Genomic DNA, 26434 nt, shown 5'->3' with positions numbered 1-26434 from the left:
GTCCGTCGCGGGCGTGGTCGCCACGGTGCTCGCCGTGCTGGTCGCGCCGAACCTCGCGGTCCAGCCCGCCGTGGCCGCGGCGGCGGACTGCAGCGCCGGGCGGGTGCTCAACGTCGTCGCCCACCCCGACGACGACCTGCTCTTCCAGGGCACGGACCTGCGGAAGGACATCGACGCGGGACGCTGCGTGCGCTCCGTGATCGTCACCGCCGGTGACGCCGGCAAGCCCGACTGGTACTGGCAGGAACGCCAGGTCGGGCTGATGGCCGCCTACGCGAGCATGGCCGGCGTCGACCCGGCGTCGACGACCGGCTCCACGACGGTCGCCGGACGGACCCTGCTCACCGAGACCCTCACTGCCGACCCGCGGATCAGCCTGGTCTTCATGGACCTGCCGGACGGCAACGTCGAGGGCAACGGCTTCTGGGCGAACGGGTACGAGAGCCTCCAGCGCCTGTACACGGGCGACATGGACACCCTGCACACCGTCGCCGACGCCCCGCACAGCGCCACGTACACGCTCGCGCAGCTCCGGGCGACGCTGCAGGGGATCGTGCAGGACTTCGCACCGACGGACATCCACACCCTCGACCACGAGGGCGAGTACGGCGACGGGGACCACAGCGACCACCACACGGTCGCGTACCTGACCGACCAGGTGCAGCGGCAGTACACCGGCGCGCACGGCTTCACCGGGTACATGGGGTACCCGATCGCCGACCGTCCGGCGAACCTGACGACGGCCCAGACCCAGGCGAAGGCCGACGCGTTCTTCACCTACGCCGCCCATGACAGTGAGACCTGCGCGTCGTACCAGGCCTGCTCGGCGCGACCGGAGACCTCGTGGCTCAGCAGGCAGTACACCGCCGGCTCGCCGGTGCCGACGAACCCCACCGACCCCACCGACCCCACGGACCCGACCCCGACGCGGACGGACGTGACGGGTTCGGCGTCGGTGTCGGCGAGTGCGGAGAACCCGGCTGACGGTCAGACGGCCGTGAAGGCGGTCGATGGTGTGGTGAGCGGGTACCCGGATGCGCCGACGGCGGAGTGGGTCGCGCCCTCTGGTCGTGCGGGGACGTGGATCCAGCTCGGGTGGGCGAAGGCGACGGCGTTGGACGCGGTCGACCTCGCTGATCGGCCGAACTCGGTGGACCAGGTGCTGGGCGGGACGTTGACGTTCTCGGACGGCTCGAGTGTGCAGGTGCCGGCGTTGAGTAACGGTGGTGCGGTGCAGCGGGTCACGTTCGCGGCGCGCAGTGTCACGTGGGTGCGGTTCACGGTGACCTCGGTCAGTGGCGGCACGCAGAACGTGGGCCTCGCCGAGATCCGCGCGCTGTCGCCGGCGAGCAGCAGCGGCGGCACGACGCCGACGCCGACGCCGACGCCGACCCCGACCCCGACCCCGACGCCGACGCCGACGCCCACGCCCACGCCCGCTCCGGGCCTGCGGGACGTCACCGGCTCGGCCACCCCGACGGCGATCGCCGACAACCCGGCCGACGGCCAGACCGTCGCGAAGGCCGTCGACGGCGTGGTGTCCGGCCACCCGGTCGACCACACCGCCGAGTGGGCCGTGCCCTGGGGACGGACCGGCATCTGGATACAGCTCGACTGGGCCGCCCCGGTCGCGCTCCAGCGCATCGTCCTGCACGACCGTCCGAACAGCGACGACCAGATCACGAGCGGCACGCTGACGTTCTCGGACGGCAGCCAGGTCGCCGTGGGCGAGCTCCCGAACGACGGCAGCGCCCGGACGGTGGACTTCACCGCCCGGAACGTCACCTGGGTGCGGTTCACCACCACCGGGGTTTCGAACAGCACGATCAACGTCGGTCTCTCGGAGGTCCGCGCGTGGGCAGCTGGATGACCCCGGACGAGGACGGCCCCCGCCCCGTCGCCGAGCAGTCGGCCGCCGCGCACGGTGCCGCACCGGCGCACGGCCTCGGCGCCTCCCGCCACCGCACCCCGCTCCGGACACGAGGACGACGGGTCGCGATCGTGGCCGCGGCCCTGGTGGTCGCGGTCGGTGCCGTCGCCGCGGCGACCACCGGCACGACGTCCGTCGGCCCCGGACCCAGCGGGGTCGCGATGCCGACCGGCGACGGTGACGGCTGGAAGCGGGTGTTCTCGGAGGACTTCGACGACACCACCCCGTCGGGCGGGTTCGAGGCGGCCTACGACGACCGGTTCACCGTCTACCACGGCTTCGCGGACACCGCGGGGACCGGTCGGTACCAGGCGTCCACGCTGAGCGCCCACGACGGGATGCTCGACATGCACCTGCGCACGACGAAGGCGGGCACCCCGCTCGCCGGCGGGGTCGTCCCGCTCGTCGACGGACGATGGGGTGGTCAGACCTCCGGGCGCTACAGCATCCGGATGAAGAGCGACGAGGTCGACGGGTACGGGGTGGCGGTGCTGCTCTGGAGCGACGAGAACGTCTGGGCGCACGGCGAGATCGACTTCCCCGAGGGCGCGCTCGGTGCGCCCGCCTGGCTGAACGTGCACTGTCTGGTCGACCCGGCCGAGAAGTGCGTCCACCACGAGACCGACGCGTCGCTGGCCGACTGGCACACGTACACGATCGAGTGGACGCCGTCGCGGATGTCGTTCCTGGTCGACGACGAGGTCGTCGGGAGCACCACGCAGGACATCCCCGTGGAACGCATGCACCTGGTCGTGCAGACGGGATCCCTCGAGGGCCTGCCGCCCCGGGACGCCGCCGGGTCGTTGCTGGTCGACTGGATGACGATCGACGTGCCTGCCGACGGCGAGAGCCCCCGGGCCACGCTGCCGTCCACGGGCCCCGCCGCCGGCTGACGGCGCCGAGCCCGGCGCGGTCAGCGCCGGGCGTGTGCCAGCAGCGCCAGCAGCAGCGCTCGCACGTGCGGCTCGCGCCCGTAGCGGTCACGGACCCACGCGCGGCACCGTGCGGCGAGGGACGGGTCGAGCTCGGCGTCGTCGAGGGTGTCGAGCAGCTTCTCCGCCAGTGCGTCGGGGTCGGCTGGGTCGACGGTGTAGCGCGCCCAGTCGCCCGACAGGATCTCCCCGGTGCCGCCCGATGCGGCGGCGACGACCGGACGGCCGGCGGACATCGCCTCGACCACGACCCGCCCGAAGCCCTCGGGCTCGAGGGACGGCGCCACCACGACGTCGGCGGCGTGCAGGAGCGGGACGACGTCGTCCCGCTCGGGGAGCACGAGCACGGAACCGGCGGGGAGCGCATCGATCGCGGCGTGCACGGCGTCGGCCTCTTCCGGGTAGAGCGCACCGGCCAGCACGAGGAGCGGCGCGGGCGCCGCGTGACCGGCCACGGGGGGAGTGGTGACCGGCACGCGTGCCGCAGCGGCCGTGCGGACGCGACCCCATGCCTCCAGGAGGGCGAGCACGCCCTTCGACCGGGTGAGCCGACCGTAGTACAGCACCGTCGGGGTGTCCTCGGGGATGCCGAGTGCCGCGCGGGCGTCGTGCACCGATGCCGGGGTGGCGGCCGGGAACGCGTCGGTGTCGACACCGTTCGGCACGATCGTGATGCGGTCCGTCGGCACGCCGGACTCCGCCCAGGCGCGCGCCATCGCGTGCGAGACGGCGAAGTAGCGGGTGCGGCCGCCGGCGATCGGGCCGAGCCGCCGGTAGTTCGGCGCGTGGTGCAGGTGCACCGCGAGCGGGACTCCGGAGACGAGCGACGCGACCCGGCCGAACGGCAGGTACTCGGGCCGGTTCAACCAGAGGACGTCGAGGTGCGACCGTCGGATCCGCAGCCCCTCGCGGGCGAACCGCCAGGCGTCGCGGAGCGCGGTCGTGATCCCGAACCGGTAGTCGGTGGCCTCCACCAGCTCCACGCCCATCGCCTCGTAGGGCGGTGGGCCCTCGGCGGCGCGCGGCGACTGGGCGTTCCGGTGCCAGACCTCGACCTCGTGGCCGGCGGCGACGAGCTCGCGGGTGTCCTCGAGCACACAGCGTTCGAGTCCGCCGGTGATGGCGAGTCCGGTCACCAGGACGCCGACGCGGAGTCGGCGGGTGCCGTCGTGTGCAGTCTGTCGCGGTCTCACGAGACACCACCCCTTGCGGTCTTCAGTCGGCGGAGGAACCAGGGGAGGCAGGCGACCACCCCGGCGATGCGGACCCAGTTCCAGAGGACGTCCTGCGGCAGGAGCAGGGACGCGGCGGCCACGACGAGCGCGGCGAGGGTCGTCAGGACGATCCGGGCACCCGGTCCGCGCCACTCACGGCGGTCGGGCAGGGCCAGCAGCTGCATGGCGGCCAGGATCGCGTAGGCGACGACGGTGGCCAGGCCCGCGCCGGCGATGCCGAGCACGGGCACGAGCACGAGGTTCGCGCCGATGTTCACTGCGCCGGCGATCGCGGCGATCACCCCGACGGCGACACCGCGGCGTTCGACCAGGAGCAGGCGTCCGGTCGCACCGCTGGCGACGACGGGGAACGCGGTGATCGCGACGACGAAGACGACGACCGAGAGCTCCTGCACGCGGTACGACGCCGGGGCGAGGATCGGCAGCGCGACCGGTGACACCAGGGTCACCGCGAGCAGGACCGGTCCGAGCATCCGGTACAGCTCGTCGCGGGAGTGCATCGCGAGCTGCCGGCGGGCGACCGGGTCGCGGAGGGCGGCGAAGTGCGGCGCCCACGCCTGGTTGGTGAAGGTCAGGAGCAGGATGACGGCCGAGCCGACGACGTAGGCGATCTGGTAGCGGGCCACCTCGTCCGGGCCGAGCAGCCGCTGGACGACGATCCGGTCGCCGGCGTTCAGCACGAAGTACGACAGGTTGCCGAGGGCGATCGGCACGCCGAGGCGGAACGCCCGGGCCGTGGTCTTGCGGTCGAACAGGCCGGCGAGACGCGGACGGGTCGCCGCGATGCCGATGACCATCGCCACGCCCTGGGCGACGACGCCGCCCCACGCGTAGGTGGTCGCGTCGGCCTGCACCCAGGTGAGGAGCCCGAGGCCGATGACCGAGCCGCCGATCGAGGACAGCAGGCTCGTGACCGCGAAGACCCGGATGCGGTCCTGGGCAACGAGCAGCGCGAGGGAGATCTGCACGATGGCGGCGGGGCCGGTCCAGAGCACCGCGACGAGGAGCAGCGGGTGGTTGCCGACGAAGCCGGCGGCGTCTGCCCAGACCGGGATCGTGGTGAGCGCCGCGACGGTGACGATGATCGCGGTGACCATGCCGACGGCGAGCAGGCCGCGCGCCCGGCGGTCGTCGCCGTCCTCGGCCCGCTGCAGCACCGACGCCTGGTCGATGCCGAGGACGGCCAGGACGACGAGGGCCTGGTACAGGGCGATGGCCGAGGCGAGGACGCCGAACTCGGCCGGCGGCATGAGGTGTGCGAGCACCGGAGAGATGAGCGACGAGACGACGAGCTGCATCGACCAGACGACGACGTACAGCAGGCCGCGGCCGAACAGGACGGAGGCGCCCTTCCGCACGGCGACCGATCCGGTGTCGAGCGACTCGGGCACGGGTGCGGTGGCTTCCGGGACGATGGGCTCCCGGGCGATGGGCGCGGGCGCCTCGGCCTCGCGCGCTGCGCGGGCCTCGCGGCGGGTCTGCGGGGGGAAGCTCACGGTGCGACCACCGCTGCCGCGTCCCGCCGTGCCGACGCCGACGCCGCGCCCTGGCGCAGCCCGAAGGCTGCGTCCACGACGTCGAGCAGGTCACCGCTCCGGTCGGTCGAGAACTTCCGTGCGAACAGGTGCTGCACCTCGACGTCCGCGTCCGTCCGACGCTCGAGCAGCTGCCCCGCGTCGGCGACGGTCAACCACGGCGGGCTCTTCCGCGCGGTGCCGTCCCACCCGATCCACCAGAGCGGCTGGGAGACGTGCTCGTCGGCGAACCCCGGCGTCAGCGACGGCGAGTTGAGCACCGACGGCACGAAGGTCTCGTCGGCGACCCAGGTGCGCTGCCAGAACCGGACCAGGTCGGGGCGCTGGTCGACGGTGTCCACGACGGCGGCGGCGTGCCGGCGGGCGAGGACCTTGAGCTGTGAGCCCCCGGCGAAGGAGACGTTCGCCGGCACGCGGCGGGGGACCGGCAGCCGGAGCATGTGCTTCCGCCACGCCCAGTGCCGGAAGCGGATGCGGGAGATGCCGCCGTCACGGCCCCACGGTGCGAACGGCAGCGGGTTGACCGAGATGAACGACTCCTCGCGGTGCGCCTCGAGCAGGGCCGTGATCTCGGCGGGGTTCGCGAGCGGGTAGTCGCTGCCGGTCAGCACGGCCACGTGCGAGGCGTCGGTCTCGGCCAGGGCAGCCCGGTAGCCGGACACCTCGGCGGCGACGTTCTCCCAGCGCGCCCAGCCGGTCCGGATCCGGGGGAGCAGCCGGACACGATCAGGCAGTCCGTCGGTCATGGCGCGGAACACCGTCTCGGGGGTGCGCGCGTCGCAGTGCAGGAACACCGGGAACGGGTCGAGCGCCTCGACGAGTCGGCGCACGTGTGCCGGGTCCTCGTGGGCGAGGACGATGCACGCGGGGACCGCGGGGGAGATGGCCATGGACGCGACGCTAACCGCGCCGTTCCGGGGCCGACAAGGCGACCCGTGCCCGTCTGCGGGGAAGCGGCGGTTTCCCGCACCGCCCCCGATCGATCAGTGCCCGGAAGGCCTGATCAGCGCTTCTTGCGGAACTTCTGGCAGTCGCAGAGGGCGCAGTCCGTGCCCGGACGGTAGTGCTCGTGGGCGTCCTGCACGTGGCCGCAGACGCAGGTCACGGAGTCGACCACGAAGACGCTCTGTTCCGAGGGGAGCACGGCGCCGAGCTCGTCGGTGGGGCCCATCGACATGCGTCCTCCTCGTGCCCGGCGTGCTGCCGCCGAGTCGTCCTCACGATCCTACCGTCCGGGGGCGTGTGCTGGCGGCAAACCGCAAGTCGGACGACCGTCGCCGCAACCGCGGGCGGCCGCCGTTGACCCTGCAGCAGCCCCACCGGAGCATCGGACCATGACCGACCAGCAGGCCACCACCACCCGCGTGCTCACGCTCACGCCCGCGATGCCGTCCCCGGACGTGCCCGCCTGGGCCGGCGCGGCCTGGGTCGGCGCCGTCGACCGACAGGAGGCGCTCGCCGCGTCCGCCGTCGGACTCGCCGGCGCCACCGGCTTCCGCCGCGCCCGCCTGCTCGTCCGCGACGGACGCGAGATCGCCGGGTTCGTCGACGTCGGCGTCGACGCGGACGGCGGCGTGGACCCGGCCGAGCTGGGACCGGCCCTGCGCGCCCTGCGCACCACGGGCCTCCCGGCCGCCCCCGCGGGGCCGCCGGTCGGACGCGTCTCCGTCGTCATCGGGACCCGCGACCGGCCCGAGGACCTGCGCCGCTGCGTGCGCTCGGTGCTCGCGTCCGAGCACGACGACTTCGAGGTGCTGGTCGTCGACAACGCGCCCACCACCACCGCCACCCGCGACGTGGTCACGTCGCTCGCGGATCCGCGCCTGCGGTACGTCCTGGAGGCCCGACCCGGTGTCTCGCGCGCACGGAACGCCGGACTCGCCCTCGCGTCCGGGGCCGTGGTCGCCTTCGTCGACGACGACGTCGTCGTCGACCGGCACTGGCTCGCAGCGCTCGCCGACGCGTACGCCCGCGACGCGGACGTCGTCTGCGTGACCGGCCTCGTGCCCAGCGGCGAACTCCGGACCCCCACGCAGCGGTACTTCGACGAGCGCGTGACCTGGGCGCGCAACACCGACCGCCGGGTGTTCCGCACGTCGGCGCCGCCGGCGGACCTGCCGCTGTTCCCGTTCTCGGTCGGCGCGTTCGGCACCGGTGCCAACATGTCGCTCCGCCGTTCGGCCGCGCTCGCCCTGGGCGGGTTCGACGTCGCACTCGGCCCGGGCACCCTGGCCCGCGCCGGCGAGGACCCCGACCTGTTCACCCGGGTGCTGTTCTCCGGCGGTGCGCTCGCGGTGGAGCCCTCGGCCGTCGTCTGGCACAAGCACCGGCCGGACCGTGCGGCGCTGCGCTCGCAGGCGCTCGGCTACGGCACCGGCCTCGGTGCGTGGGTCGCGAAGCTCATGCTGCGACCCCGCACCGCACTGGCCGTGCTCCGTCGGGCGGTCGGGGCGCTGCGGCAGCTCGGGGCGCTCGGACAGGGCGCCGGCGCGGATGCGGACCAGGTGTCCGCCGCGGTGGACGCCGTCGGCGGGTGGCCCGTCGACGACGCGTTCCGCGAGGCGACGGCCGGCCTCAAGCGCGTCGAGCTCGTGGCGGCGCTGGGCGGACCGTGGCGGTACGTCGTCGGGCGGTCGCGGCGCGGGTGACCGCGGCGCGGGTGACCGCGCTTCGCGTGCACGGCACGCACCGCGTGCACTGCTCCACAGCACGCACCGGAACGGACGGGAGGCCCGTGGCGACGCTGCCACGGGCCTCCCGTCCGTTCCGGTGCGGACGTCTCCTGCACGCCGCCTACGGGCGGAAGCGGCCCTCCTCGACCTCGCGCCAGAACCGACGGCTGCGGAAGTACGCCGCCGGGCCCGCCGGGAAGCCGCGGAACTCGTGGTAGGCCAGCGAGCGCGGGATCCGGGTCGTGGAGGCCTCGGTGATGCTCTCGGCCGCGGCGTCACGCCGGCCGGCCAGTCGTGACACGAGCTGCTTCAGCTTGATCTTGCCGGCGCGGGGCATCAGCCGCGCGAGCACGATCGCGTGCCGGCGGTCCTTCGCGATGAGCTCGCACATCAGCGCCGTGAACCCGACGCCGTTCGAGTGGAGCTGCCCGTGCAGCCCGGCGAGGTCCTGTCGGTGCCGGTGGTGCACGACCGCGCGGGGTTCGAAGCCGATCCGGCCACCGCTCCACAGGATGTCGATGAAGATCGCCAGGTCCTCGCCACCGCGGGCGGGCACACCGGCACCGAGCACGGGGTCGAACCCGCCGACGGCGTCGAAGGCCGACCGTCGGACCGCCCAGTTCGCGCCGGCGCCGTAGCCGCCGATGCCGTACACGGCGAAGTGCTTCTGCACCGAGCCATCGGGGCGGACGGCCCGGGCCTGCGCGTGACGCATGACCCCGGGGACGTCGTCCGGCACGATCGTCACCGGCTGGAAGGTGCGCTCGCCGCTGAAGCCGCCGTAGTACGCCTCGTACCAGATCTGCGCGGGGGTCTCGAGCTCGACGGGCAGGATCATCCCGGTGACCGCGGCGACCTCGGGCTCGCGGACGAAACGCGTGCCGATGGACCGGAGCCACTGTGCGTCGACCCGGACGTCGTCGTCGGTGAACGCGATGATCTCGCCGTGCGCCGCGGCGACCCCGGCGTTGCGACCGGCGGAGCAGCCCGGACGGCGTTCGGTGACCAGCCGGACGTCGCGGCCCTCGAGCAGCCCGGGCAGGGCGTCGACCTCGGGCAGCTTCACGCGGTTGTCGACGAGGATGACCTCGTACCGCGGGTAGTCGAGGTGCTCGAGGAAGTCGAGCAGCTTCCGGATGTCCTCGACCCGGGTGACGATGGTCGACACGACGATCGAGATGAGCGGGAGGTCGAGGTCGGGGATGGGGGTCTGGGTCGCACCGGAGGTCCGTGCGAGGCCGTCCACCAGGGGCGCCATAGCGCGGGCGGCGTCGGCCGGGTCCGCGGTGAGCAGCACGTCGAGGGTGGTGACGGGGAAGCCGTCGCGGTAACCGACGACGAGCGCGGAGGTACCCGACTCGTCGGCGACCAGGCGCGGCAGCGGAGCGTCGAGGTCGACGCTGACGACCCGACGGGGGCCGGGCACGGTGACGGAGGAGTGCAGGGTCATGGTCGGGACGCTACGACCGCCCGCGGTGTCCGGACAACGGACCGGACCCGCAGTGGCGGGGTTCGTGCGGGGTTCCGCAGCGCGGCGCGTGTGCCCCCGACGGGGGTGAGCGCTCACCCAGGAAGCCACGGGAACCTCATGGGTCACGCTCAGGTCACGGAACCGATGCAACCGGTTGCGCTCCCGCTGGACCGGGCGTAGCTTCCTCCACCAGCAGGCAGCGGCGCTTGCTCCAGGGCAGTGTCGTCGAACCCGGTCGATGCCCCCTGGTGATCTCAACGAGGAGACAACGCTGTGAAGACAACACGCTCAAGGGTGCGGTTCGCATCCGTTGCCGGGGTCGCCGTCATCGGCCTCGTGCTCACCGGCTGCTCGAGCGGGAGCTCCGGCGCCGGCTCGGACGACGCCAAGAGCGGCCAGGACAGCCGCGGACCCATCACCTACGTGCAGGGCAAGGACAACTCGAACGTCGTCCGCCCGCTCATCGCGAAGTGGAACAAGGCCCACAAGGACGAGAAGGTCACCTTCAAGGAGCAGTCCGACCAGGCCGACCAGCAGCACGACGACCTCGTGCAGCACTTCCAGGCCAAGGACGCGAACTACGACGTCGTCGACGTTGATGTCGTCTGGACCGCCGAGTTCGCCGCGAAGAGCTGGTTGACGCCGCTGACCGGCGACATGAAGATCGACACCTCGAAGCTCCTGCCGTCGACGGTGAAGACCGCCACCTACAACGACACCCTCTACGCCGCGCCGCAGACCTCGGACGGCGCGCTGCTCTACTACCGCAAGGACCTCGTCAAGACGCCTCCGACCACGTGGAAGGAGATGATGGCCGACTGCAAGATCGCGAAGGACGCCGGCATCGGCTGCTACGCCGGGCAGTTCGCGAAGTACGAGGGTCTGACGGTGAACGCCTCCGAGGCGATCAACGGCTCCGGTGGTTCGGTGCTCAGCAAGAGCGGCGACCCGGACGTCGACACCTCGGACGCCAAGGCCGGCCTGCAGAACCTGGTCGACGCGTTCGAGGACGGGAACATCCCGGCCGAGGCGATCACCTACCAGGAGGAGCAGGGCCGCACCGCGTTCGAAGCCGGCAAGCTGCTGTTCCTGCGCAACTGGCCGTACGTCTACAACCTGGCGAAGACCGACGGTTCGAGCAAGGTCAAGGACACGTTCGGCATCGCGCCGATCCCCGGTGCCGACGGCGTCGGTGCCTCCACGCTCGGTGGGCACAACGCGGCGATCAGCGTGTACTCGAAGCACAAGGCGACGGCGCACGACTTCCTCGAGTTCCTCATCTCGAACGACACGCAGAAGTTCTTCGCGACGCAGGGGTCGCTCGCCCCGGTCGTCGGTGACCTCTACACCGACTCCGAGCTGACGGCGAAGCTGCCCTACCTGCCGACGCTGCTCAAGTCGATCGAGTCGGCGGAGCCGCGCCCGGTCACGCCGTTCTACCCGGCGGTGACGAAGGCGATCCAGGACAACACCTACGCGGCGCTCAAGGGATCGAAGTCGGTCGACGAAGCCATGAAGGACATGCAGGACGCCCTGAAGTCGGCGACCAGCAGCTGACACACAGCGGCTCACGCCGCATCGGACGGGAGGCCCGTGGCGGGTCCGCCACGGGCCTCCCGTCCGCCCCGTACTTGTGTTCCGACACCCCCGGCAAGGAGGCCGACACGTGTCAGCAGCAACCGAGATCCCCGCAGCCATCCCCAACCCGACGGGCATGGAACCGAAGCGCCGACGGCGCAAGGGCGGACTCAACGCCGAGCACGGCCGGTGGGCCGTGTACCTCATCGGCCCGACGATCCTGCTCCTCGCGATCGTCATCGGCTACCCGGTCGTCAGTGCGATCATCCAGTCGTTCCAGCTCGACCAGGGCCTCGACAAGGCCACCGGCCTGTTCGTGCAGGGCGGGTTCGCCGGCATCACGAACTACGCGCACTGGCTCGGTCAGCAGTGCGGCAACGTCACGTGCCCGCCCGGCAGCCTCGGTTCCCAGTTCTGGGTGTCGATGGGCAACACGTTCTTCTTCACCGTCGTCACCGTGCTCGCCGAGACGGTCATCGGCGTGTGGATGGCCATCATCATGAACCGCAACTTCAAGGGCCGCGCCCTCGTCCGTGCCGCGATCCTGGTGCCGTGGGCGATCCCGACGGCCGTCACCGCGAAGCTCTGGTACTTCATCTTCGACGCGAACGGCGTGCTGAACCACGTCCTCGGGCAGCAGATCCTGTGGACGAGCGGCGAGTGGGCGTCCCGGTGGGCGGTCATCATCGCCGACACCTGGAAGACCACGCCGTTCATGGCGCTGCTCATCCTGGCGGGCCTGCAGCTGATCCCGGAGGAGGTCTACGAGGCCGGCAAGATGGACGGCGCCTCGACGTTCCAGCGCTTCGTGCTCATCACCCTGCCGCTCATCAAGCCCGCGCTGATGGTCGCGATCCTGTTCCGCGTGCTCGACGCGCTGCGCATGTACGACCTGCCCGCGATCCTCACCGGCGGTGGCGGTGGTTCCGGCAACGCCACCACGACCCTGTCGATCCTGGTCGTCGAACAGATCCGGCAGGGCTTCAACTCCGCGTCGGCGCTGTCGACCATCACCTTCCTGGTGATCTTCATCGTGGCGTTCGTCTTCGTCCGGTTCCTCGGCGCCAACGTCGTGCAGACGCAGGCCGCCCAGCAGAAGGGTGAACTCAAGTGACCCTCGCAGCAGACCGCCCCCGGTCCACCGCAGCAGCACGCGACCGCGCCGTCGACCGCACCGAGGTGCGCGTGCGCCGCGACACCGGGCCGCGCATCCGCACGGCCGTGCAGGCGATCGTCATCGCCGTGTGGTGCCTCCTGCCGTTCTACTGGATGGTGGTGACGAGCTTCCGCGACGTCGGGTTCACGTTCGACGCCACCCCGTGGCCGACGCACGTCACGCTCGACAACTACGCGACGGCGTTCTCCACGTCGCTCGGCAACCACCTCGGTCGGGCACTCGCCAACAGCCTGCTCATCGGCGGCGTCGTGACGATCATCGCCCTGCTCGTCGGCACCACGGCGGCGTACGCCCTCGCCCGGCTCGAGTTCCGCGGCAAGTCGCTCATCGCCGGCGCGATCCTGGCCGCGTCGATGTTCCCCGGCGTCGCCCTCATCTCGCCGCTGTTCCAGCTGTTCACCGACATCGGGTGGATGGGGTCGTACCAGGCGCTCATCCTGCCGAGCATCTCGTTCGTGCTGCCGCTGACCGTGTACACGCTCGCGTCGTTCTTCCGCGAGATGCCGTGGGACCTGGAAGAAGCAGCCCGCATCGACGGGTGCACCCGGGTGCAGGCGTTCCGGCGGATCATCCTGCCGCTCGCGGCGCCCGCGGTGTTCACCACGGCGATCCTGGCGTTCATCTCGAGCTGGAACGAGTACCTCATCTCGTCGCAGCTGTCGAGCGACGCGACCCAGCCGGTGACCGTGGCGATCGCCTCGTTCGCCGGGTCGCAGCCGCACCAGGAGCCCTACACGGCGGTGATGGCCGCCGGCACGATCGTCACGATCCCGCTCGTGGTCCTCGTCCTGATCTTCCAGCGGCGCATCGTGGCGGGGCTCACCGCCGGCGGCGTGAAGGGCTGACGACCATGGCGCAGCGCGGACCCACCCGTCCCACCGCCCGCATCGAGGAGTCGATCGGCTTCGTCGGGATGTTCGGCGTCCTGTTCCTCGGCGTGACGGTGTTCTGCGAGCTCACCGGGCGACCGGCGCTCGGCTGGGCGCTCACCCTGCTCGTGTGCGTGCTCGGCGTCGTCGCCCTGGACCGGTGGCGGGTCGCCGTCCTCCGCCGCACCGCACCGCAGGACGGCACGGGTGCGTCCGTACCCCGGGGCGTCGGTGCTGCGCCCGCGGTGGCCCCGGTGCACACGTCGGTCACCGACCCCACCGGTCGCAGGCCTCGACCCGGCGCGGACGGACGGGTGCACCAGCACGCCGGCTGGGACGAGGTCGCTCCGGCTGCACGACGGCAGGCGCGCACCGCACGGGTACCGGAACGCCGGGCGGACCGCGGCGTGCCCGCGGTGGCTGCCCGACGCCGTGGACCCGACGCACCGGCGGACGTGACGCACGGCACGGACGGCTGACGGCCTCCCGGGTCGCACCGATGGGGATCCAGGAGATCGCGACCGTCACGGGGCTGTCGAAGTCCACGGTGTCGCGGGCGCTCCGCGGCATGTCGAACGTGGCCGACACCACGATCGAGCAGGTGCAGCGGGTCGCCGACGAACTCGGGTACGTCCCGAGCTCGGCGGCGGCCGGCCTCGCCACCGGTCGTCAGCGCGCCGTCGGGGTGGTCGTGCCCGTCATCGACCGCTGGTTCTACGTCAAGGCGCTCGGCGGTGTCGACGCGGAGCTCCGCCAGGCCGGGTACGACCTGGTCCTCTACAACCTCGGCGGCCCGGGCGGCGACCGCGACCGGGCGTTCCGACGCTCGATGCTGCGGCACCGCGTCGACGGCCTCGTCCTGCTCTCCCTGGTGCTCGACGCCACCGAACGGGCCGAACTCGAACTCAGCCGGCACCCCATCGTCGTCATCGGCGGCCCGGCACCGGGCCTGCGGAACGTGGGCGTCGACGACCGCGAGGTCACCCGGATCGCGGTCGAGCACCTGCACGGCCTCGGCCACCGGCGCATCGCCTACGTCGGCGGGCAGGACGAGGCCGGCATGAACGTCGCCGTGCCGCACCTGCGGCGGGACGGGTTCCTCGACGCCGTGCGGTCGTCGGGACAGGCCGTGCCGGAACGGTGGTCCCTCGACGGCCGGTTCTCGTTCGCCGGCGGGACCGCCGCCGGGGCCGTGCTGTTCGCCGAGCCCGCGTCGGAGCGACCGACGGCGGTGCTCTGCGCCTCGGACGAGATGGCCCTCGGCGTCCTGCTCGCCGCACGCCGAGCCGGTCTCGCGGTCCCGGAGGACGTGTCCGTGATGGGGATCGACGGCCACGAGTACGGCGCCACCGTCGGACTCACCACGGTCGCGCAGGACCCGGTGGCCCAGGGACGCACCGCTGCACGGGCGGTGCTCGCCGAGGTCGACGGCGGTGTCGCCGGCCCGATCGCGGCGGCACCCGCGCACCTGGTCGTCCGCGCGACCACGGGTCCCCGCTCGCACGGTGCCGCGTAGGGTCGCCCGCATGGAGGTCACCAAACTCGAACACGCCTGCCAGGTCATCGCCGAGGGGGACGCCCGCCTGGTCCTCGACCCGGGGAACTTCACCCGACCGGTCGACGTGACCGGGGTCGTCGCCGTCGTCGTCACGCACGAGCACCCGGACCACGTCACCCCCGAGCAGGTCCGGCGCATCCTCGACGCCAACCCCCGTGCCGTCGTCATCGGACCGGAAGGGGTCCGCGCGGCGCTCGCCGAGGCGGGTGTCACGGTGGACGTCGTCACGGACGGTGACCACCGGACGATCGGGCCCTTCGCGCTCACCTTCCACGGCACTCGGCACCAGCTGATCCACGCCTCGGTGCCGATCGTCGACAACACCGGCGTGCTCGTGGACGGCCGGCTGTTCCACCCCGGCGATTCCTACACGGACCCGGGCGTCCCGGTCGAGGTCCTCGCGGCACCCGTCGGGGCGCCGTGGCTCAAGGTCGCCGAGATGATGGACTACGTCGCCGCGATCGCGCCGTCCCGCGCGTACCCGATCCACGAGGCCACCCTGTCCGAGGTCGGGCTCGGCATGCACACGGGGCGGCTCCGCGAGGCCGTCGAGCCCGCCGGGTCGCTCGTCGTGCTGCGTCCGGGGGAGTCGCTCACGCTCTAGGGCTGCGCTGCGCTGCGCGGCCTGGAGGCCCGTGGCGGCGCCGCCACGCGCCTCCTGTCCGCATCGTGTGCAGGAACGGTCGGGTCCGTGCGCCCGAGGCGACCATCTCTGCTCACGAAGCGCGGCGCAGTCGCGCCGCGACCAGGCGGTCGAGCGTCAGGGCGTCCCACGGAGCGTGCCGCTCGGCGTCGTTGTCGAAGTACACGTAGACGTCACGGCCGGCCTCGGCGTGCTCGAGGACCGTCGTCGCCCACCCGCCGAGTGCCCGGGGTGAGTACCCGTCGTGGTAGGTCCGGGGTGCGCCGTGCAGCCGGAGGTACGCGAGCGGTGCCCCGGTGTCCGCCCGGAAGCGGGGGAAGTCGCCGGCGTGCGAGTCGACGAGGGCGACGCGGTGCCGGCGCAGCACGTCGAGGTGCTCGTTCCCGAAGCCGGCCGCCCGGACCTCGAGCGCGTGGTGGATCGGCCTCGCCGGTTCCTCCGGCTCCACGAGACCGTCCGGTTCGGCGGGGACCTTGTCGTCGTGGTGGCGTGCGAGTTCAGCGGCCGCACCGTGCGTCCGGGGGAGCACCCCGAGGAACGCGTCGAGCACCTCCGGCGTCGGCAGCAGGCGCTCGGGCAGTTGCCAGAGGACGGGCCCGAGGGTGTCCCCGAGCTCCAGCGGACCCGAGGCGAAGAAGTTCGCCAGCGCGGTCTCGACGTTCCGCAGCCGCAGCATGTGCGTGACGTACCGGCCGCCCTTGACCGCGAACCGGAACGGCTGCCCGCCCGAGGCCGCACGCCACGCCCGGTACCGCGCCGGACGCTGCAGCGAGTAGAAGGATCCGTTCAGCTCCACCGTCGGGAACCGCGACGCCACGTGCTCGAGCCACCGCCGCCTCGCGAGGCCCTCGGGGTAGAAGTCCCCACGCCAGCCGTCGTACTGCCACCCGGACAGGCCGATCCGGACCGTGGCCGAGGGGCTGCCGCCGACGTGTCGAGGCGCTGCGATCGCGTCGTGGTCCGCCGTCATCGATCCACCGTATGCCTGCTCCGACATGGCGGCACACCCGGGCGACACGCCCCGTTTTGGTGCGGATGCGAGCCTTGTGCAATACTTGTCGAGTTGTCGGAACGGCCCCATCGTATAGCGGCCTAGTACGCTGCCCTCTCACGGCGGTAACGCGGGTTCGAATCCCGCTGGGGTCACCACAGGTGACATGCTCCGAGTCCGACAACAGCCGCGGCCCCATCGTATAGCGGCCTAGTACGCTGCCCTCTCACGGCGGTAACGCGGGTTCGAATCCCGCTGGGGTCACCAGCACGCAAACCCCCGTCCAGCTCCGGCTCGGCGGGGGTTTCGTCGTCTCGGCTAGCCTGGATCGTCCCCGTCGCCCGGGGAACGATCGCCTCGCGACGGGAGCACGATGCACGCCGAACGCCCACTGCACCTGCGCTGGAGGCTCGTCGCCCTCGTCGCCCTCGGCGGCGCGATCGGGACGGCCGTCCGCGCACTCCTCGCCGCGGCGTTCCCCGCGCACGACGGGATCAGCTGGGCCATCCTCGTGATCAACGTCGCCGGGGCGTTCTGCCTCGGCTTCCTGCTCGACGCGCTCGCACGCCGCGGCCCGGACGTCGGTCGTCGTCGCGCGGTCCGGCTGTTCGTCGGCACGGGCGTCCTCGGCGGTTTCACGACCTACAGCACGCTGGCGGACGACACCGCGCAGTTGCTCGACCTCGGCCGCTGGACGGCGGGCAGCGGGTACGCCCTGCTCTCGGTCGTGCTCGGACTCGTCGCGGTCGTCCTCGGTCTGTGGGTCGCCGCGGCCACCCGGCCCCGCACCCGCCCCGAACCGCTGCAGGACGCCCGATGAGCCCGGTCGAACTGGTCCTGGTCGCCGTCGGCGGGGGAGCCGGCGCCGCCCTGCGCTTCGTGCTCGACGGGGTCGTCAAGGGCCGCCTCGCCGGTTCCCGGTTCGCCGGGTTCCCGGTCGGGACCCTGCTCATCAACGTGTCCGGGTCGCTCGTGCTCGGGGTCCTGACGGGCCTCGGGCAGGCGGGCGCCGTCCCCGCCTCGACGGTCGCTGTGCTCGGGACGGGCATGATGGGTGGGTACACGACGTTCTCGACGGCGAGCGTCGAGACCGTACAGCTCCTCCGATCCGGCAAGACCCGGCTCGCCGTCCTGAACGGCCTCGGGATGCTCGTCGTCTCGGTCGGCGCAGCTGCGCTCGGCCTCTGGATCGGAAGGAACTCATGACCTCGGAACGCCCCGGCGAACTCGTCCTCGTCCGTCACGGAGAGACGGAGTGGTCGAAGAGCGGGCAGCACACCGGCCGCACCGACATCCCGCTCACCGACAACGGTGTCGAGCAGGCGAAGCGCGCGGGCCGGTACCTCGGGGACCGGTCGTTCGCGCTGGCGCTGTCGAGCCCGCTGCAGCGCGCCCGCGACACCGCGCACCTGATCGGCGTCGAGCCCGAGCTCGACGAGGACCTGTACGAGTGGGACTACGGCGCGTACGAGGGCCTCACCACCCCGCAGATCAAGGTGCTGCGCCACGGACCGTGGGACCTCTGGACCGACGGGGTCCCCGCCGGCGACACCCCCGGTGAGAACGCCGCCGAGGTCCGGGTCCGCGTCGAGCGCATCCTGAACCGCGCCCGCCCGGTGCTCGCCGAGGGCCACGACGCGGTGTTCATCGCCCACGGCCACGTGCTGCGGGCACTCGGTGCCGCGTGGATCCGGCTCGCGCCGCAGGACGGCGCCGTGCTGAAGCTCGGCACCGCCTCGGTCAGCATCCTCGGCTACGAGCACGGTCGCCCCGTCATCGACGCCTGGAACATCCAGCCGCGCGACTGACGCGGGGGTGGGGCTGGCGGGCTCGCGTCAGCGACGGACGCGGTGGTCGCGACCACGGACGGACGGGAGGCCCGTGGCGGCGCCGCCACGGGCCTCCCGTCCGCCGTCCGCGCCCGTTCCTTCCCCTGTCACGCGCGATGGCAGGCGGAATCGGGCGTTCCTGGTCGAAAGGAACGACCCGGTACGCCCGGTTCGACCCGGTACGCCCGGTTCGACCCGGTACGCCCGGTTCGACCCGGTACGCCCGGTTCGACCAGGTACGCCCGGTTCGACCAGGTACGCCCGGAACGACCGGGCGCGTCAGACGGTCCGGATCGCGCTCGTCGCACCCAGGGCACGGCCACGCCGGCGTTCGATCGCACGCCCGACGAGCAGCAGCCCCACGCTGACCACGGCACCGAGCACGGTCTGCGCGATGCGGTCGAGCGCCAGCAGCTGGGGTGCCTCGGGCAGGCTCAACCACGACACCGCCAGGGCGAGCGGGGTGAGGAACAGCAGGCACACGGCGTAGTTCCGGGCGACGAAGATCTCGGCGAAGAACTGTCCGACGACGGCCAGCACGACGATCCACCACGCCGACGGCTCGAGCAGCAGGATGCCGACCGCGATGACCGTGCCGCCGATCGTGCCGACCACACGCTGCCCGGCGCGGACCACGGTGTGCCGCTGGCGAATCGCCGGCAGGGTCGAGACCACCGCGATGACCGCCCAGTAGGGGTGTCCGAGCCCGGGGATCGACTCCGCGACGGCACCGGCGACGAGTGACCCGACGACGTTGAGCGCGACGGTCTCCCACAGCGCCGGGGTCCCGAGGATCGCGAGCGACCGGTGCTTGCGGTCGGCCAGCGGGCGGAACCGGTGCGGGGCGTGCGGGTGGAACACCCGACGGAGGACCGCACCGGACATCGCGACGAGCCAGGCCCAGACCACCGAGCAGACGATGATCGTCGTGACGAGCGGGACGTCCGCCGGGCGCATCGGCACGAGTGCGGACACGACGAACGCGAACACCGGGAAGATCGGCTGCGCGGGGATCGCCCGGAGCGTGGAGAGGGTACAGACCGCGACCACCAGGACGACGACGAGACCCACGGCCTGCAGCCAGAGCGGCGACCCGACGAGCCCGACCCCGATGCCGGCGAACATGCAGAGCGCCTGCAGTGCACCAGCGACACCGGTGGTGACCGCACGCTGCCGGTAGGGCTCGGTCGCACCGAAGATGGCGGTGAACCCGGCGAACATGGCGAAGGCTGCGTACCCCGGCATGCCGAGGGCGATGAGCAGCGCGAGCGGTGCGCCACCGGCGATCGCGGCGCGTGCCGCGCCCTCGAGGTTGATGGTCCGGGTCGAGTGCGCAGGTGTCGTCATGTCGTCACCATCTTCCCACCGCGACGGGTGTCGGGGAGTCGCCACGGGCCTCCAGGCTGTGCCGCCGAGGGGTGACGAACCCGCGACGGGCGGGGTGCCGCGCGTTGGTATACCAATGGTAGAGTCGCCTGATCGGGCCGCGGTCGCGGCGCAACGACGAGGACGAGGAGGGCTGAGCTGATGGGAAAGACGCTCGCCGAGAAGGTGTGGGACGACCACGTCGTGGTCAAGGGCGAGGACGGCAACCCCGACCTCCTCTACATCGACCTCCACCTCGTGCACGAGGTGACGAGTCCGCAGGCGTTCGACGGCCTGCGGCAGGCCGGGCGACCGGTGCGCCGCCTCGACCTGACGATCGCGACCGAGGACCACAACACCCCGACGCTCGCCATCGACCGCCCCATCGCGGACCCGACGAGCCGGATCCAGATCGAGACCCTCCGTCGCAACTGCGAGGAGTTCGGCGTCCGGCTGCACTCCCTGGGCGACAAGGAGCAGGGCATCGTCCACGTGGTCGGCCCGCAGCTCGGCCTGACCATGCCCGGCATCACCGTGGTCTGCGGCGACTCGCACACCAGCACCCACGGAGCCTTCGGCGCGATGGCGTTCGGCATCGGCACGTCCGAGGTCGAGCACGTCCTCGCCACGCAGACCCTGCCGCTCAAGCCCTTCAAGACGATGGCGATCACGGTCGAGGGCACGCTGCGCCCGGGGGTGACGGCGAAGGACATCATCCTCGCCGTGATCGCGAAGATCGGCACCGGCGGCGGGCAGGGCTACGTGCTCGAGTACCGCGGCTCCGCGATCCGCGCCCTCTCGATGGAGGGCCGCATGACGATCTGCAACATGTCGATCGAGGCCGGTGCCCGCGCCGGCATGGTCGCCCCCGACCAGACCACCTACGACTACGTGCAGGGCCGCGACCACGCGCCCACCGGGCAGGACTGGGACGACGCCGTCGCGTACTGGGAGACGCTCGCCACCGACGAGGACGCCGTCTTCGACGCCGAGGTGTTCATCGACGCGGACGATCTCGAGCCCTTCGTCACCTGGGGCACGAACCCCGGCCAGGGCGTCTCGCTGTCCGAGAGCGTGCCGGACCCGGCCGCTTACAGCGACCCCAACGACCAGGCCGCCGCACGCCGCGCCCTGGAGTACATGGACATCACCGCCGGCACCCCGATGAAGGGCATCGCCGTCGATGCGGTGTTCATGGGCTCCTGCACGAACTCGCGCATCGAGGACCTGCGGGCCTTCGCGTCGATCATCAAGGGCCGCACCAAGGCCGACGGCGTCCGGGTGATGGTCGTGCCCGGCTCCGCGCGGGTCCGGCTCGAAGCCGAAGCCGAGGGGCTCGACAAGGTGTTCACCGAGTTCGGTGCCGAGTGGCGGTTCGCCGGCTGCTCGATGTGCCTCGGGATGAACCCGGACCAGTTGGCACCGGGGGAGCGCTGCGCGAGCACCTCGAACCGCAACTTCGAGGGTCGCCAGGGCAAGGGCGGCCGCACACACCTGGTCTCGCCGCTCGTCGCCGCGGCCACCGCGGTGCGGGGCACGCTGTCCAGCCCGTGGGACCTGGAGACCGACGACGAGATCGCGGCGGCGACGTCCGCCACCGCCACCGAGGGGACCTTCTGATGGACAAGATCACCACCGTCTCCGGCATCGCCGCGCCGCTCAAGCGGTCGAACGTCGACACCGACCAGATCATCCCCGCGGTCTACCTGAAGCGCGTCACCAAGACCGGCTTCGAGGACGCCCTGTTCGCCGGGTGGCGGCAGGACCCCGACTTCGTGCTGAACCAGGAGCGCTACCAGGGCGCCCGTGTGCTCGTCGCCGGGCCGGACTTCGGCACCGGCTCGTCCCGCGAGCACGCCGTCTGGGCGCTCCGTGACTTCGGCTTCACGGTGGTCGTCTCGCCCCGTTTCGCGGACATCTTCAAGGGCAACGCCGGCAAGCAGGGCCTGGTCACGGCGATCGTGACCGAACCGGAGGTCGAGCGCCTGTGGGTCGCCATCGAGGCGAACCCGGGCATCGAGGCGACGGTCGACCTCGAGACGCAGCGCGTGTCGCTGGGGGATGTGGACGTCCCCTTCGAGATCGACGCTTACACTCGTTGGCGGTTGATGGAAGGGCTCGACGACATCGGGCTCACCCTCCGTGACGAGACCTCGATCACGGAGTTCGAATCCCGCCGCTCCAGTTGGCGGCCGAAGACATTGCCGGTGAAGTAGTGAACTCTCTCGTACAGGACGCAGCGGCCGCAGGGGCGCGCGTGGGCCTCAAGTCGGACGAGATCGTCATCCGCGGGGGCAAGCCGCTCGTGGGACGCATCGAGGTCCGTGGGGCGAAGAACCTCGCGACCAAGGCCATGGTGGCGTCGCTGCTCGGTGACACCCCGTCGATCCTCCGTGACGTGCCGGACATCTCCGACGTCAAGGTGGTCCGCGGGCTGCTCGAGGTGCACGGCGTGCGCATCACCGATCCTGCACGAGGCGAACTCATCCTCGACCCGTCGCGGGTCGAGTCGGCGCACTTCGCCGAGATCGACGCGCACGCCGGGTCGAGCCGCATCCCGATCCTGTTCTGCGGTCCGCTGCTGCACAAGCTCGGCGAGGCGTTCATCCCCGACCTCGGCGGCTGCCGCATCGGCGACCGTCCGATCGACTTCCACCTCGACGCCCTCCGCGCCATGGGTGCGGTCGTCGACAAGCAGGTCAACGGCATCCACCTGACGGCCCCGGACGGCCTGAAGGGTGCCTCGATCGAGCTGCCGTACCCGAGCGTCGGCGCCACCGAGCAGGTCCTGCTCTCGGCGACCCTCGCCAAGGGCGTCACGGAGCTGCGGAACGCCGCGATCGAGCCCGAGATCATGGACCTCATCGCGATCCTGCAGAAGATGGGCGCCATCGTCTCGGTCGAGCCGAACCGCGTCATCTTCATCGAAGGCGTCGAGTCGCTCCGTGGCTACACACACCGCGCGATCAACGACCGCAACGAGGCCGCGAGCTGGGCCTCCGCCGCGCTCGCCACCAACGGCGACATCTTCGTCGAGGGCGCGAACCAGCAGGAGCTCATGACGTTCCTCAACGTCTTCCGCAAGGTCGGCGGCGGGTTCGACATCCAGGAGGACGGCATCCGGTTCTACCGCGAGCTGGACACCCTGAAGCCCGTCGTCATCGAGACCGACGTGCACCCCGGCTTCATGACGGACTGGCAGCAGCCGCTCGTCGTCGCGCTGACCCAGGCCGAGGGCCAGAGCATCGTTCACGAGACCGTCTACGAGAACCGCTTCGGCTTCACCGACGCGCTGAACGAGATGGGTGCCGACATCGTCGTGCACAAGGAGGGGCTGCCCGGCCACGACCGCCGCGTGGCCCGCCGCCCGTTCGAGCAGGCCGCCGTCATCACCGGTCCGACGAAGCTGCACGCCGCCAACGTCCGCGTCCCCGACCTGCGTGGCGGGTTCAGCCACCTCATCGCGGCGCTGACCGCCGACGGCGAGTCGCACATCACCAACGTCGGCATCATCAGCCGCGGCTACGAGCACTTCATCCCGAAGCTGCGCAAGCTCGGCGCCGACTTCGACTTCGCTGGGTAGGCACGGTGCCGGCAGAAGCGAGAGGCGACGGTCTGGAGGCCCGTGGCGGCTCCGACGCGCAGGTCACGACCGGCCTCCCCGTGCGTGGGCGCCGGTGGAGCCGCGGTGAGCTGAACACCGCGTTCCGGATCGTCGCCTCGATCGTCATCCCGACGTTCCGGTTCTCGGCGCGCTACCACTGGCACGGCCCGAACCGCCTGCCGGCGGAGGGCGCGTTCGTGCTCGCACCGAACCACTTCACGAACATCGACCCCCTGGTCGTGGGCACCGCCGTGTACATCTCGAAGCGGGCGCCGCGGTTCCTGGCGAAGGCGTCGCTGTTCAAGGTGCCCGTGGTCGGCAAGCTCATGTCCGGCATGGGGCAGATCCCGGTCGAACGCTCCGGCCGGACGCGCCTGAGCGACCCGCTCGGTGGAGGCCGGTCCCTGGTCGAGCAGGGCGGGGCGATCATCGTCTACCCCGAGGGCACGCTCACCCGCGACCCCGACCTGTGGCCGATGCGCGGCAAGACGGGCGCGGTGCGGATCGCGCTCGAGAACGACGTGCCGCTCATCCCGATGGCCCACTGGGGTACGCAGAACATCATGGCCAGGTACGGCAAGAAGCTCCGGCTGTTCCCGCCGTCCCGCGTCGACGTGATCATCGGTGACCCGGTCGACCTGTCGGCGTACCGCGGCCGGCAGATCGACCAGCAGATGCTCGGCGAGGCCACCGAACTCGTCATGCGCGAGATCACCGCGCTGCTCGAGGTGCTCCGTGGCGAACGGGCACCCGCGACCCGCTGGGACCCGGCGGCGAACAACCAGAAGGAGACCGGCCGGTTTGAGTGACCTCCGACCCCACGACGACCGACCCGACCCCGCCGCCGCGGCTCCGGGGGCCTTCGACACCGCCGCGATCCGGGTGGTCATGCAGTCGACCGACAAGCCCCGGGTGGCCGTGATCGGTGCCGGCAGCTGGGGCACCACGTTCGCGAAGGTGCTGGCCGAGGGTGGTGCGTCCACCGTGGTGTGGGCCCGACGCCCCGAGGTCGCCCGCGAGATCACCGAGACCAAGCGCAACTCGGACTACCTGCCCGGCATCAACCTGCCCCGCACCCTGACCGCGTCGACGTCCCTCGAGCGCGTGCTCGACGGCGCCTCGCAGGTGTACGTCTCGGTGCCCTCGCAGACCCTGCGCTCGAACCTCGCCGCGATCCGCGAGCTGCTGCCCGCGGACGTGCCGGTCGTCAGTCTGATGAAGGGCGTCGAGAAGAGCACGGGTCTGCGGATGAGCGAGGTCCTGCTGCAGGGCCTCGGCATCGACCAGGACCGCATCGCGGTGGCCAGCGGCCCGAACCTGGCGCTCGAGATCGCCCGTCGGCAGCCGACCGCCGCCGTGGTGTCGTCGTCGTCGCTGGAGACCGCCACCGACGTCGCCGCCGTCGCGACGAACCCGTACTTCCGGTCGTTCATCAACACCGACGTCATCGGCACCGAGTTCGGCGGCGTGCTGAAGAACCTCATCGCCGTCGCGATCGGCATCGTCGACGGGGTCGGCTACGGCGAGAACACCAAGGCCTCGATCATCACGCGCGGCCTCGCCGAGATGACCGACTTCGCGGTGTCGCTCGGCGCGCAGTCGTCGACGCTGTCCGGGCTCGCGGGCCTCGGCGACCTCATCGCCACGTGCCAGTCGCCGCTGTCGCGGAACAACACCGCCGGGCGGTTGCTCGGCCAGGGCTACCGGTTCGACGAGGTCGTCCGCCAGATGAACCAGACGGCGGAGGGGCTGGCCTCGGTCGCCCCGATCCTCGAGCTGGCCGCGGCGAACGGCGTCGACATGCCCATCGTCAGCCAGGTCGGCGAGGTCCTCGCCGGTAGGCTCGATCCGCGCAACATCGCGCCGCACCTCACCGAGACCGACGAGCCGCAGGGCGAGTGACCGGTCCCGCACCGAGTCACGAAGGGACTCCCGTGCCCACGATCCCCGAGGGAACCCCCATGCCCAGGACCACCGTCGCCGTGCTCTTCGGCGGTCGCTCGAGCGAGCACGAGATCAGCTGCGTGACCGCCGGCGGCATCATGGACGTCGTCGACCGGGCCGAGTACGACCTCGTGCCGATCGGGATCACCCAGGACGGTGCCTTCACGCTGCAGTCGGACGACCCGGCGCAGTGGACCATCCGCGACGGCGCGCTGCCGACGGTGCCCGACAACGGCACGCGGATCGCGTTCCCGACCTCGCCGGCCACCAACGAACTCGTCGTGTCCCACCCCGACGGCACGGTCACCGCGATCCCGGTCGACGTGGTGTTCCCGATCCTGCACGGCCCCTTCGGCGAGGACGGCACGATCCAGGGCCTGCTCGAGATCGCCGGGCTGCCGTACGTCGGCGACGGCGTGCTCGCGAGCGCACTGGCGATGGACAAGCACGTCGCGAAGGCCGTGCTCGAGCACGCCGGGCTGCGGGTCGCACCGTGGACCACCGTGCTGCGCCGGCAGTGGGCGGCCGACCCGGTGGACGTCGCCGAGACGATCACCGCGCACGGCTGGCCGCTGTTCGTCAAGCCGGCCCGCGCCGGGTCGAGCATGGGTGTCTCGCGCGTCGACGAGCCCTCGCAGCTGGGTGCCGCCATGGACCTGGCATTCGAGCACGACTCCAAGGTGATCGTCGAGCCCCGTGTGGTCGGCCGCGAGGTCGAGGTCGCCGTGCTCGAGGGCCGTGACGGAGTGCCGCGCACGAGCCTGCCGGGCGAGATCGTCGTGGCCGAGGACGGCTTCTACGACTTCGCCTCGAAGTACCTGGGCGGCGACGAGTCGCTGCTCTGCCCGGCACCGCTGACCGACGACCAGACCGACGAGATCCGCTCCATCGGTGCCCGCGCGTTCGAGGCCATCGGTGGTTCGGGGCTCGCCCGTGTCGACTGCTTCCTGACCGACGACGGCTTCGTCGTGAACGAGGTCAACACGATGCCGGGCTTCACGCCGCTGTCGATGTACCCGCGCTGTTGGGCGGCGTCGGGGGTGTCCTACGGCGAGCTCGTCACCGAGCTCATCGAGCTGGGTCGCGCGGCCGTCCGCTGAC

The 26434-nt window shown here is 71.9% G+C and carries 25 protein-coding genes and 2 tRNA genes; 20 read left to right on the top strand and 7 right to left on the bottom strand.

The features are described 5' to 3' along the window. Nucleotides 1-13: 13 nt before the first annotated feature. Both ABRP24_RS14185 and ABRP24_RS14180 read left to right on the top strand, forming a co-directional pair. A complete protein-coding gene (locus tag ABRP24_RS14185) occupies nucleotides 14-1870 on the top strand; it encodes a PIG-L family deacetylase (RefSeq protein ID WP_371836756.1) in 1857 nt (618 codons plus the stop codon). Further along, complete coding sequence (locus ABRP24_RS14180) at nucleotides 1855-2823, top strand: glycoside hydrolase family 16 protein (protein ID WP_111056285.1); 969 nt, start codon at nucleotides 1855-1857, stop codon at nucleotides 2821-2823. The genes ABRP24_RS14185 and ABRP24_RS14180 overlap by 16 nt, the downstream gene beginning before the upstream one ends. 20 nt (nucleotides 2824-2843) lie before the next feature. On the opposite strand, the gene ABRP24_RS14175 is transcribed toward ABRP24_RS14180, so the two are convergent. The 4 genes from ABRP24_RS14175 to ABRP24_RS14160 all read right to left on the bottom strand — a co-directional run bounded on the left by ABRP24_RS14175 (nucleotide 2844) and on the right by ABRP24_RS14160 (nucleotide 6809). Next, nucleotides 2844-4055, bottom strand: a complete 1212-nt coding sequence (locus ABRP24_RS14175) for a glycosyltransferase family 4 protein (protein WP_214560557.1) — start codon at nucleotides 4053-4055, stop codon at nucleotides 2844-2846. Further along, the gene (locus ABRP24_RS14170; protein WP_349848862.1) at nucleotides 4052-5593 is read right to left on the bottom strand and encodes an oligosaccharide flippase family protein; all 1542 of its coding nucleotides are present in this window, start codon (nucleotides 5591-5593) and stop codon (nucleotides 4052-4054) included. Before ABRP24_RS14170 ends, ABRP24_RS14175 begins: the two co-directional genes overlap by 4 nt. After that, on the bottom strand, nucleotides 5590-6522 hold the full coding sequence (locus ABRP24_RS14165; protein WP_301627907.1) for a beta-1,6-N-acetylglucosaminyltransferase: 933 nt from the start codon (nucleotides 6520-6522) through the stop codon (nucleotides 5590-5592). The genes ABRP24_RS14170 and ABRP24_RS14165 overlap by 4 nt, the downstream gene beginning before the upstream one ends. A 113-nt stretch (nucleotides 6523-6635) precedes the next feature. Further along, entirely contained in the window at nucleotides 6636-6809 is a 174-nt protein-coding gene (locus ABRP24_RS14160; protein ID WP_155896838.1) for a hypothetical protein, read from the bottom strand. A 157-nt stretch (nucleotides 6810-6966) separates the two neighbouring features. Between ABRP24_RS14160 and ABRP24_RS14155 the strand changes: the two genes are divergently transcribed. Next, nucleotides 6967-8280, top strand: a complete 1314-nt coding sequence (locus tag ABRP24_RS14155) for a glycosyltransferase family 2 protein (protein WP_301626891.1) — start codon at nucleotides 6967-6969, stop codon at nucleotides 8278-8280. Nucleotides 8281-8425: 145 nt separating this feature from the next. On the opposite strand, the gene ABRP24_RS14150 is transcribed toward ABRP24_RS14155, so the two are convergent. Further along, nucleotides 8426-9754 carry a glycosyltransferase gene (locus ABRP24_RS14150; protein ID WP_214522755.1) on the bottom strand — a complete coding sequence of 443 codons (1329 nt, stop codon included), beginning with the start codon at nucleotides 9752-9754 and terminating at the stop codon, nucleotides 8426-8428. 315 nt (nucleotides 9755-10069) lie between these two features. Here ABRP24_RS14150 and ABRP24_RS14145 point away from each other — a divergent pair, with 315 nt between their 5' ends. The 6 genes from ABRP24_RS14145 to ABRP24_RS14120 all read left to right on the top strand — a co-directional run bounded on the left by ABRP24_RS14145 (nucleotide 10070) and on the right by ABRP24_RS14120 (nucleotide 15561). Beyond that, the gene (locus tag ABRP24_RS14145) at nucleotides 10070-11332 is read left to right on the top strand and encodes an ABC transporter substrate-binding protein (RefSeq protein WP_027465916.1); all 1263 of its coding nucleotides are present in this window, start codon (nucleotides 10070-10072) and stop codon (nucleotides 11330-11332) included. A gap of 157 nt (nucleotides 11333-11489) precedes the next feature. Next, the gene (locus ABRP24_RS14140) at nucleotides 11490-12467 is read left to right on the top strand and encodes a carbohydrate ABC transporter permease (RefSeq protein WP_027465915.1); all 978 of its coding nucleotides are present in this window, start codon (nucleotides 11490-11492) and stop codon (nucleotides 12465-12467) included. Further along, nucleotides 12464-13375, top strand: coding sequence for a carbohydrate ABC transporter permease (locus ABRP24_RS14135; RefSeq protein ID WP_176708976.1), 912 nt, complete (start codon nucleotides 12464-12466; stop codon nucleotides 13373-13375). The genes ABRP24_RS14140 and ABRP24_RS14135 overlap by 4 nt, the downstream gene beginning before the upstream one ends. A gap of 5 nt (nucleotides 13376-13380) precedes the next feature. Then, nucleotides 13381-13878 carry a hypothetical protein gene (locus ABRP24_RS14130; RefSeq protein WP_349848858.1) on the top strand — a complete coding sequence of 166 codons (498 nt, stop codon included), beginning with the start codon at nucleotides 13381-13383 and terminating at the stop codon, nucleotides 13876-13878. Between the two features lie 20 nt (nucleotides 13879-13898). Then, nucleotides 13899-14915 (top strand): LacI family DNA-binding transcriptional regulator, encoded by a 1017-nt coding sequence (locus ABRP24_RS14125; protein WP_349848856.1) that lies wholly within the window; start codon nucleotides 13899-13901, stop codon nucleotides 14913-14915. Between the two features lie 10 nt (nucleotides 14916-14925). Next, a complete protein-coding gene (locus tag ABRP24_RS14120) occupies nucleotides 14926-15561 on the top strand; it encodes an MBL fold metallo-hydrolase (protein ID WP_349848854.1) in 636 nt (211 codons plus the stop codon). 112 nt (nucleotides 15562-15673) lie between these two features. On the opposite strand, the gene ABRP24_RS14115 is transcribed toward ABRP24_RS14120, so the two are convergent. Beyond that, a complete protein-coding gene (locus tag ABRP24_RS14115) occupies nucleotides 15674-16570 on the bottom strand; it encodes a DUF72 domain-containing protein (RefSeq protein WP_349848852.1) in 897 nt (298 codons plus the stop codon). A 103-nt stretch (nucleotides 16571-16673) separates the two neighbouring features. Here ABRP24_RS14115 and ABRP24_RS14110 point away from each other — a divergent pair. The 5 genes from ABRP24_RS14110 to ABRP24_RS14090 all read left to right on the top strand — a co-directional run bounded on the left by ABRP24_RS14110 (nucleotide 16674) and on the right by ABRP24_RS14090 (nucleotide 18399). Beyond that, nucleotides 16674-16749: transfer RNA gene (locus ABRP24_RS14110), tRNA-Glu, on the top strand. 33 nt (nucleotides 16750-16782) lie between these two features. After that, nucleotides 16783-16858 (top strand) — tRNA-Glu (locus tag ABRP24_RS14105). 106 nt (nucleotides 16859-16964) lie between these two features. Then, a complete protein-coding gene (locus tag ABRP24_RS14100; RefSeq protein ID WP_214522357.1) occupies nucleotides 16965-17411 on the top strand; it encodes a CrcB family protein in 447 nt (148 codons plus the stop codon). Then, nucleotides 17408-17797, top strand: a complete 390-nt coding sequence (gene crcB / locus ABRP24_RS14095) for a fluoride efflux transporter CrcB (RefSeq protein WP_027465909.1) — start codon at nucleotides 17408-17410, stop codon at nucleotides 17795-17797. The genes ABRP24_RS14100 and crcB overlap by 4 nt, the downstream gene beginning before the upstream one ends. Next, nucleotides 17794-18399 (top strand): histidine phosphatase family protein, encoded by a 606-nt coding sequence (locus ABRP24_RS14090; RefSeq protein ID WP_027465908.1) that lies wholly within the window; start codon nucleotides 17794-17796, stop codon nucleotides 18397-18399. Before crcB ends, ABRP24_RS14090 begins: the two co-directional genes overlap by 4 nt. A gap of 300 nt (nucleotides 18400-18699) precedes the next feature. Here the strand turns inward: ABRP24_RS14090 and ABRP24_RS14085 are convergent, their stop codons facing one another. After that, a complete protein-coding gene (locus ABRP24_RS14085) occupies nucleotides 18700-19767 on the bottom strand; it encodes an FUSC family protein (protein ID WP_027465907.1) in 1068 nt (355 codons plus the stop codon). Nucleotides 19768-19947: 180 nt separating this feature from the next. Here ABRP24_RS14085 and leuC point away from each other — a divergent pair, with 180 nt between their 5' ends. From leuC to ABRP24_RS14055, 6 genes are all read left to right on the top strand, one after another. Further along, complete coding sequence (gene leuC / locus ABRP24_RS14080) at nucleotides 19948-21405, top strand: 3-isopropylmalate dehydratase large subunit (protein WP_349848849.1); 1458 nt, start codon at nucleotides 19948-19950, stop codon at nucleotides 21403-21405. Next, nucleotides 21405-22001 (top strand): 3-isopropylmalate dehydratase small subunit, encoded by a 597-nt coding sequence (gene leuD / locus ABRP24_RS14075; RefSeq protein ID WP_301581250.1) that lies wholly within the window; start codon nucleotides 21405-21407, stop codon nucleotides 21999-22001. The genes leuC and leuD overlap by 1 nt, the downstream gene beginning before the upstream one ends. Continuing rightward, the gene (gene murA, locus ABRP24_RS14070) at nucleotides 22001-23368 is read left to right on the top strand and encodes a UDP-N-acetylglucosamine 1-carboxyvinyltransferase (RefSeq protein WP_071244875.1); all 1368 of its coding nucleotides are present in this window, start codon (nucleotides 22001-22003) and stop codon (nucleotides 23366-23368) included. The genes leuD and murA overlap by 1 nt, the downstream gene beginning before the upstream one ends. 5 nt (nucleotides 23369-23373) lie before the next feature. Further along, nucleotides 23374-24198, top strand: coding sequence for a lysophospholipid acyltransferase family protein (locus ABRP24_RS14065; RefSeq protein WP_349848846.1), 825 nt, complete (start codon nucleotides 23374-23376; stop codon nucleotides 24196-24198). A 79-nt stretch (nucleotides 24199-24277) separates the two neighbouring features. Continuing rightward, complete coding sequence (locus ABRP24_RS14060; RefSeq protein WP_031259730.1) at nucleotides 24278-25291, top strand: NAD(P)H-dependent glycerol-3-phosphate dehydrogenase; 1014 nt, start codon at nucleotides 24278-24280, stop codon at nucleotides 25289-25291. Nucleotides 25292-25350: 59 nt separating this feature from the next. Then, on the top strand, nucleotides 25351-26433 hold the full coding sequence (locus tag ABRP24_RS14055; RefSeq protein WP_349848844.1) for a D-alanine--D-alanine ligase family protein: 1083 nt from the start codon (nucleotides 25351-25353) through the stop codon (nucleotides 26431-26433). Nucleotide 26434: the final 1 nt, after the last annotated feature.

Origin of the sequence: Curtobacterium sp. WHRI 8282, from assembly GCF_040223925.2 — a bacterium.
Classification (GTDB): Bacteria; Actinomycetota; Actinomycetes; order Actinomycetales; family Microbacteriaceae; genus Curtobacterium; species Curtobacterium flaccumfaciens.
This window is presented reverse-complemented; position numbering and strand designations above follow the sequence as displayed.

Coding starts and splice junctions, on each gene's coding strand:
- ABRP24_RS14165 (WP_301627907.1), bottom strand. CDS start 6,522: ATGGCCATCTCCCCCGCGGTCCCCGCGTGCATCGTCCTCGCCCACGAG.
- ABRP24_RS14160 (WP_155896838.1), bottom strand. CDS start 6,809: ATGTCGATGGGCCCCACCGACGAGCTCGGCGCCGTGCTCCCCTCGGAA.
- ABRP24_RS14155 (WP_301626891.1), top strand. CDS start 6,967: ATGACCGACCAGCAGGCCACCACCACCCGCGTGCTCACGCTCACGCCC.
- ABRP24_RS14150 (WP_214522755.1), bottom strand. CDS start 9,754: ATGACCCTGCACTCCTCCGTCACCGTGCCCGGCCCCCGTCGGGTCGTC.
- ABRP24_RS14140 (WP_027465915.1), top strand. CDS start 11,490: ATGGAACCGAAGCGCCGACGGCGCAAGGGCGGACTCAACGCCGAGCAC.
- ABRP24_RS14130 (WP_349848858.1), top strand. CDS start 13,381: ATGGCGCAGCGCGGACCCACCCGTCCCACCGCCCGCATCGAGGAGTCG.
- ABRP24_RS14125 (WP_349848856.1), top strand. CDS start 13,899: ATGGGGATCCAGGAGATCGCGACCGTCACGGGGCTGTCGAAGTCCACG.
- ABRP24_RS14120 (WP_349848854.1), top strand. CDS start 14,926: ATGGAGGTCACCAAACTCGAACACGCCTGCCAGGTCATCGCCGAGGGG.
- ABRP24_RS14115 (WP_349848852.1), bottom strand. CDS start 16,570: ATGACGGCGGACCACGACGCGATCGCAGCGCCTCGACACGTCGGCGGC.
- ABRP24_RS14100 (WP_214522357.1), top strand. CDS start 16,965: ATGCACGCCGAACGCCCACTGCACCTGCGCTGGAGGCTCGTCGCCCTC.
- crcB (WP_027465909.1), top strand. CDS start 17,408: ATGAGCCCGGTCGAACTGGTCCTGGTCGCCGTCGGCGGGGGAGCCGGC.
- ABRP24_RS14090 (WP_027465908.1), top strand. CDS start 17,794: ATGACCTCGGAACGCCCCGGCGAACTCGTCCTCGTCCGTCACGGAGAG.
- ABRP24_RS14085 (WP_027465907.1), bottom strand. CDS start 19,767: ATGACGACACCTGCGCACTCGACCCGGACCATCAACCTCGAGGGCGCG.
- leuC (WP_349848849.1), top strand. CDS start 19,948: ATGGGAAAGACGCTCGCCGAGAAGGTGTGGGACGACCACGTCGTGGTC.
- leuD (WP_301581250.1), top strand. CDS start 21,405: ATGGACAAGATCACCACCGTCTCCGGCATCGCCGCGCCGCTCAAGCGG.
- ABRP24_RS14060 (WP_031259730.1), top strand. CDS start 24,278: ATGCAGTCGACCGACAAGCCCCGGGTGGCCGTGATCGGTGCCGGCAGC.
- ABRP24_RS14055 (WP_349848844.1), top strand. CDS start 25,351: ATGCCCAGGACCACCGTCGCCGTGCTCTTCGGCGGTCGCTCGAGCGAG.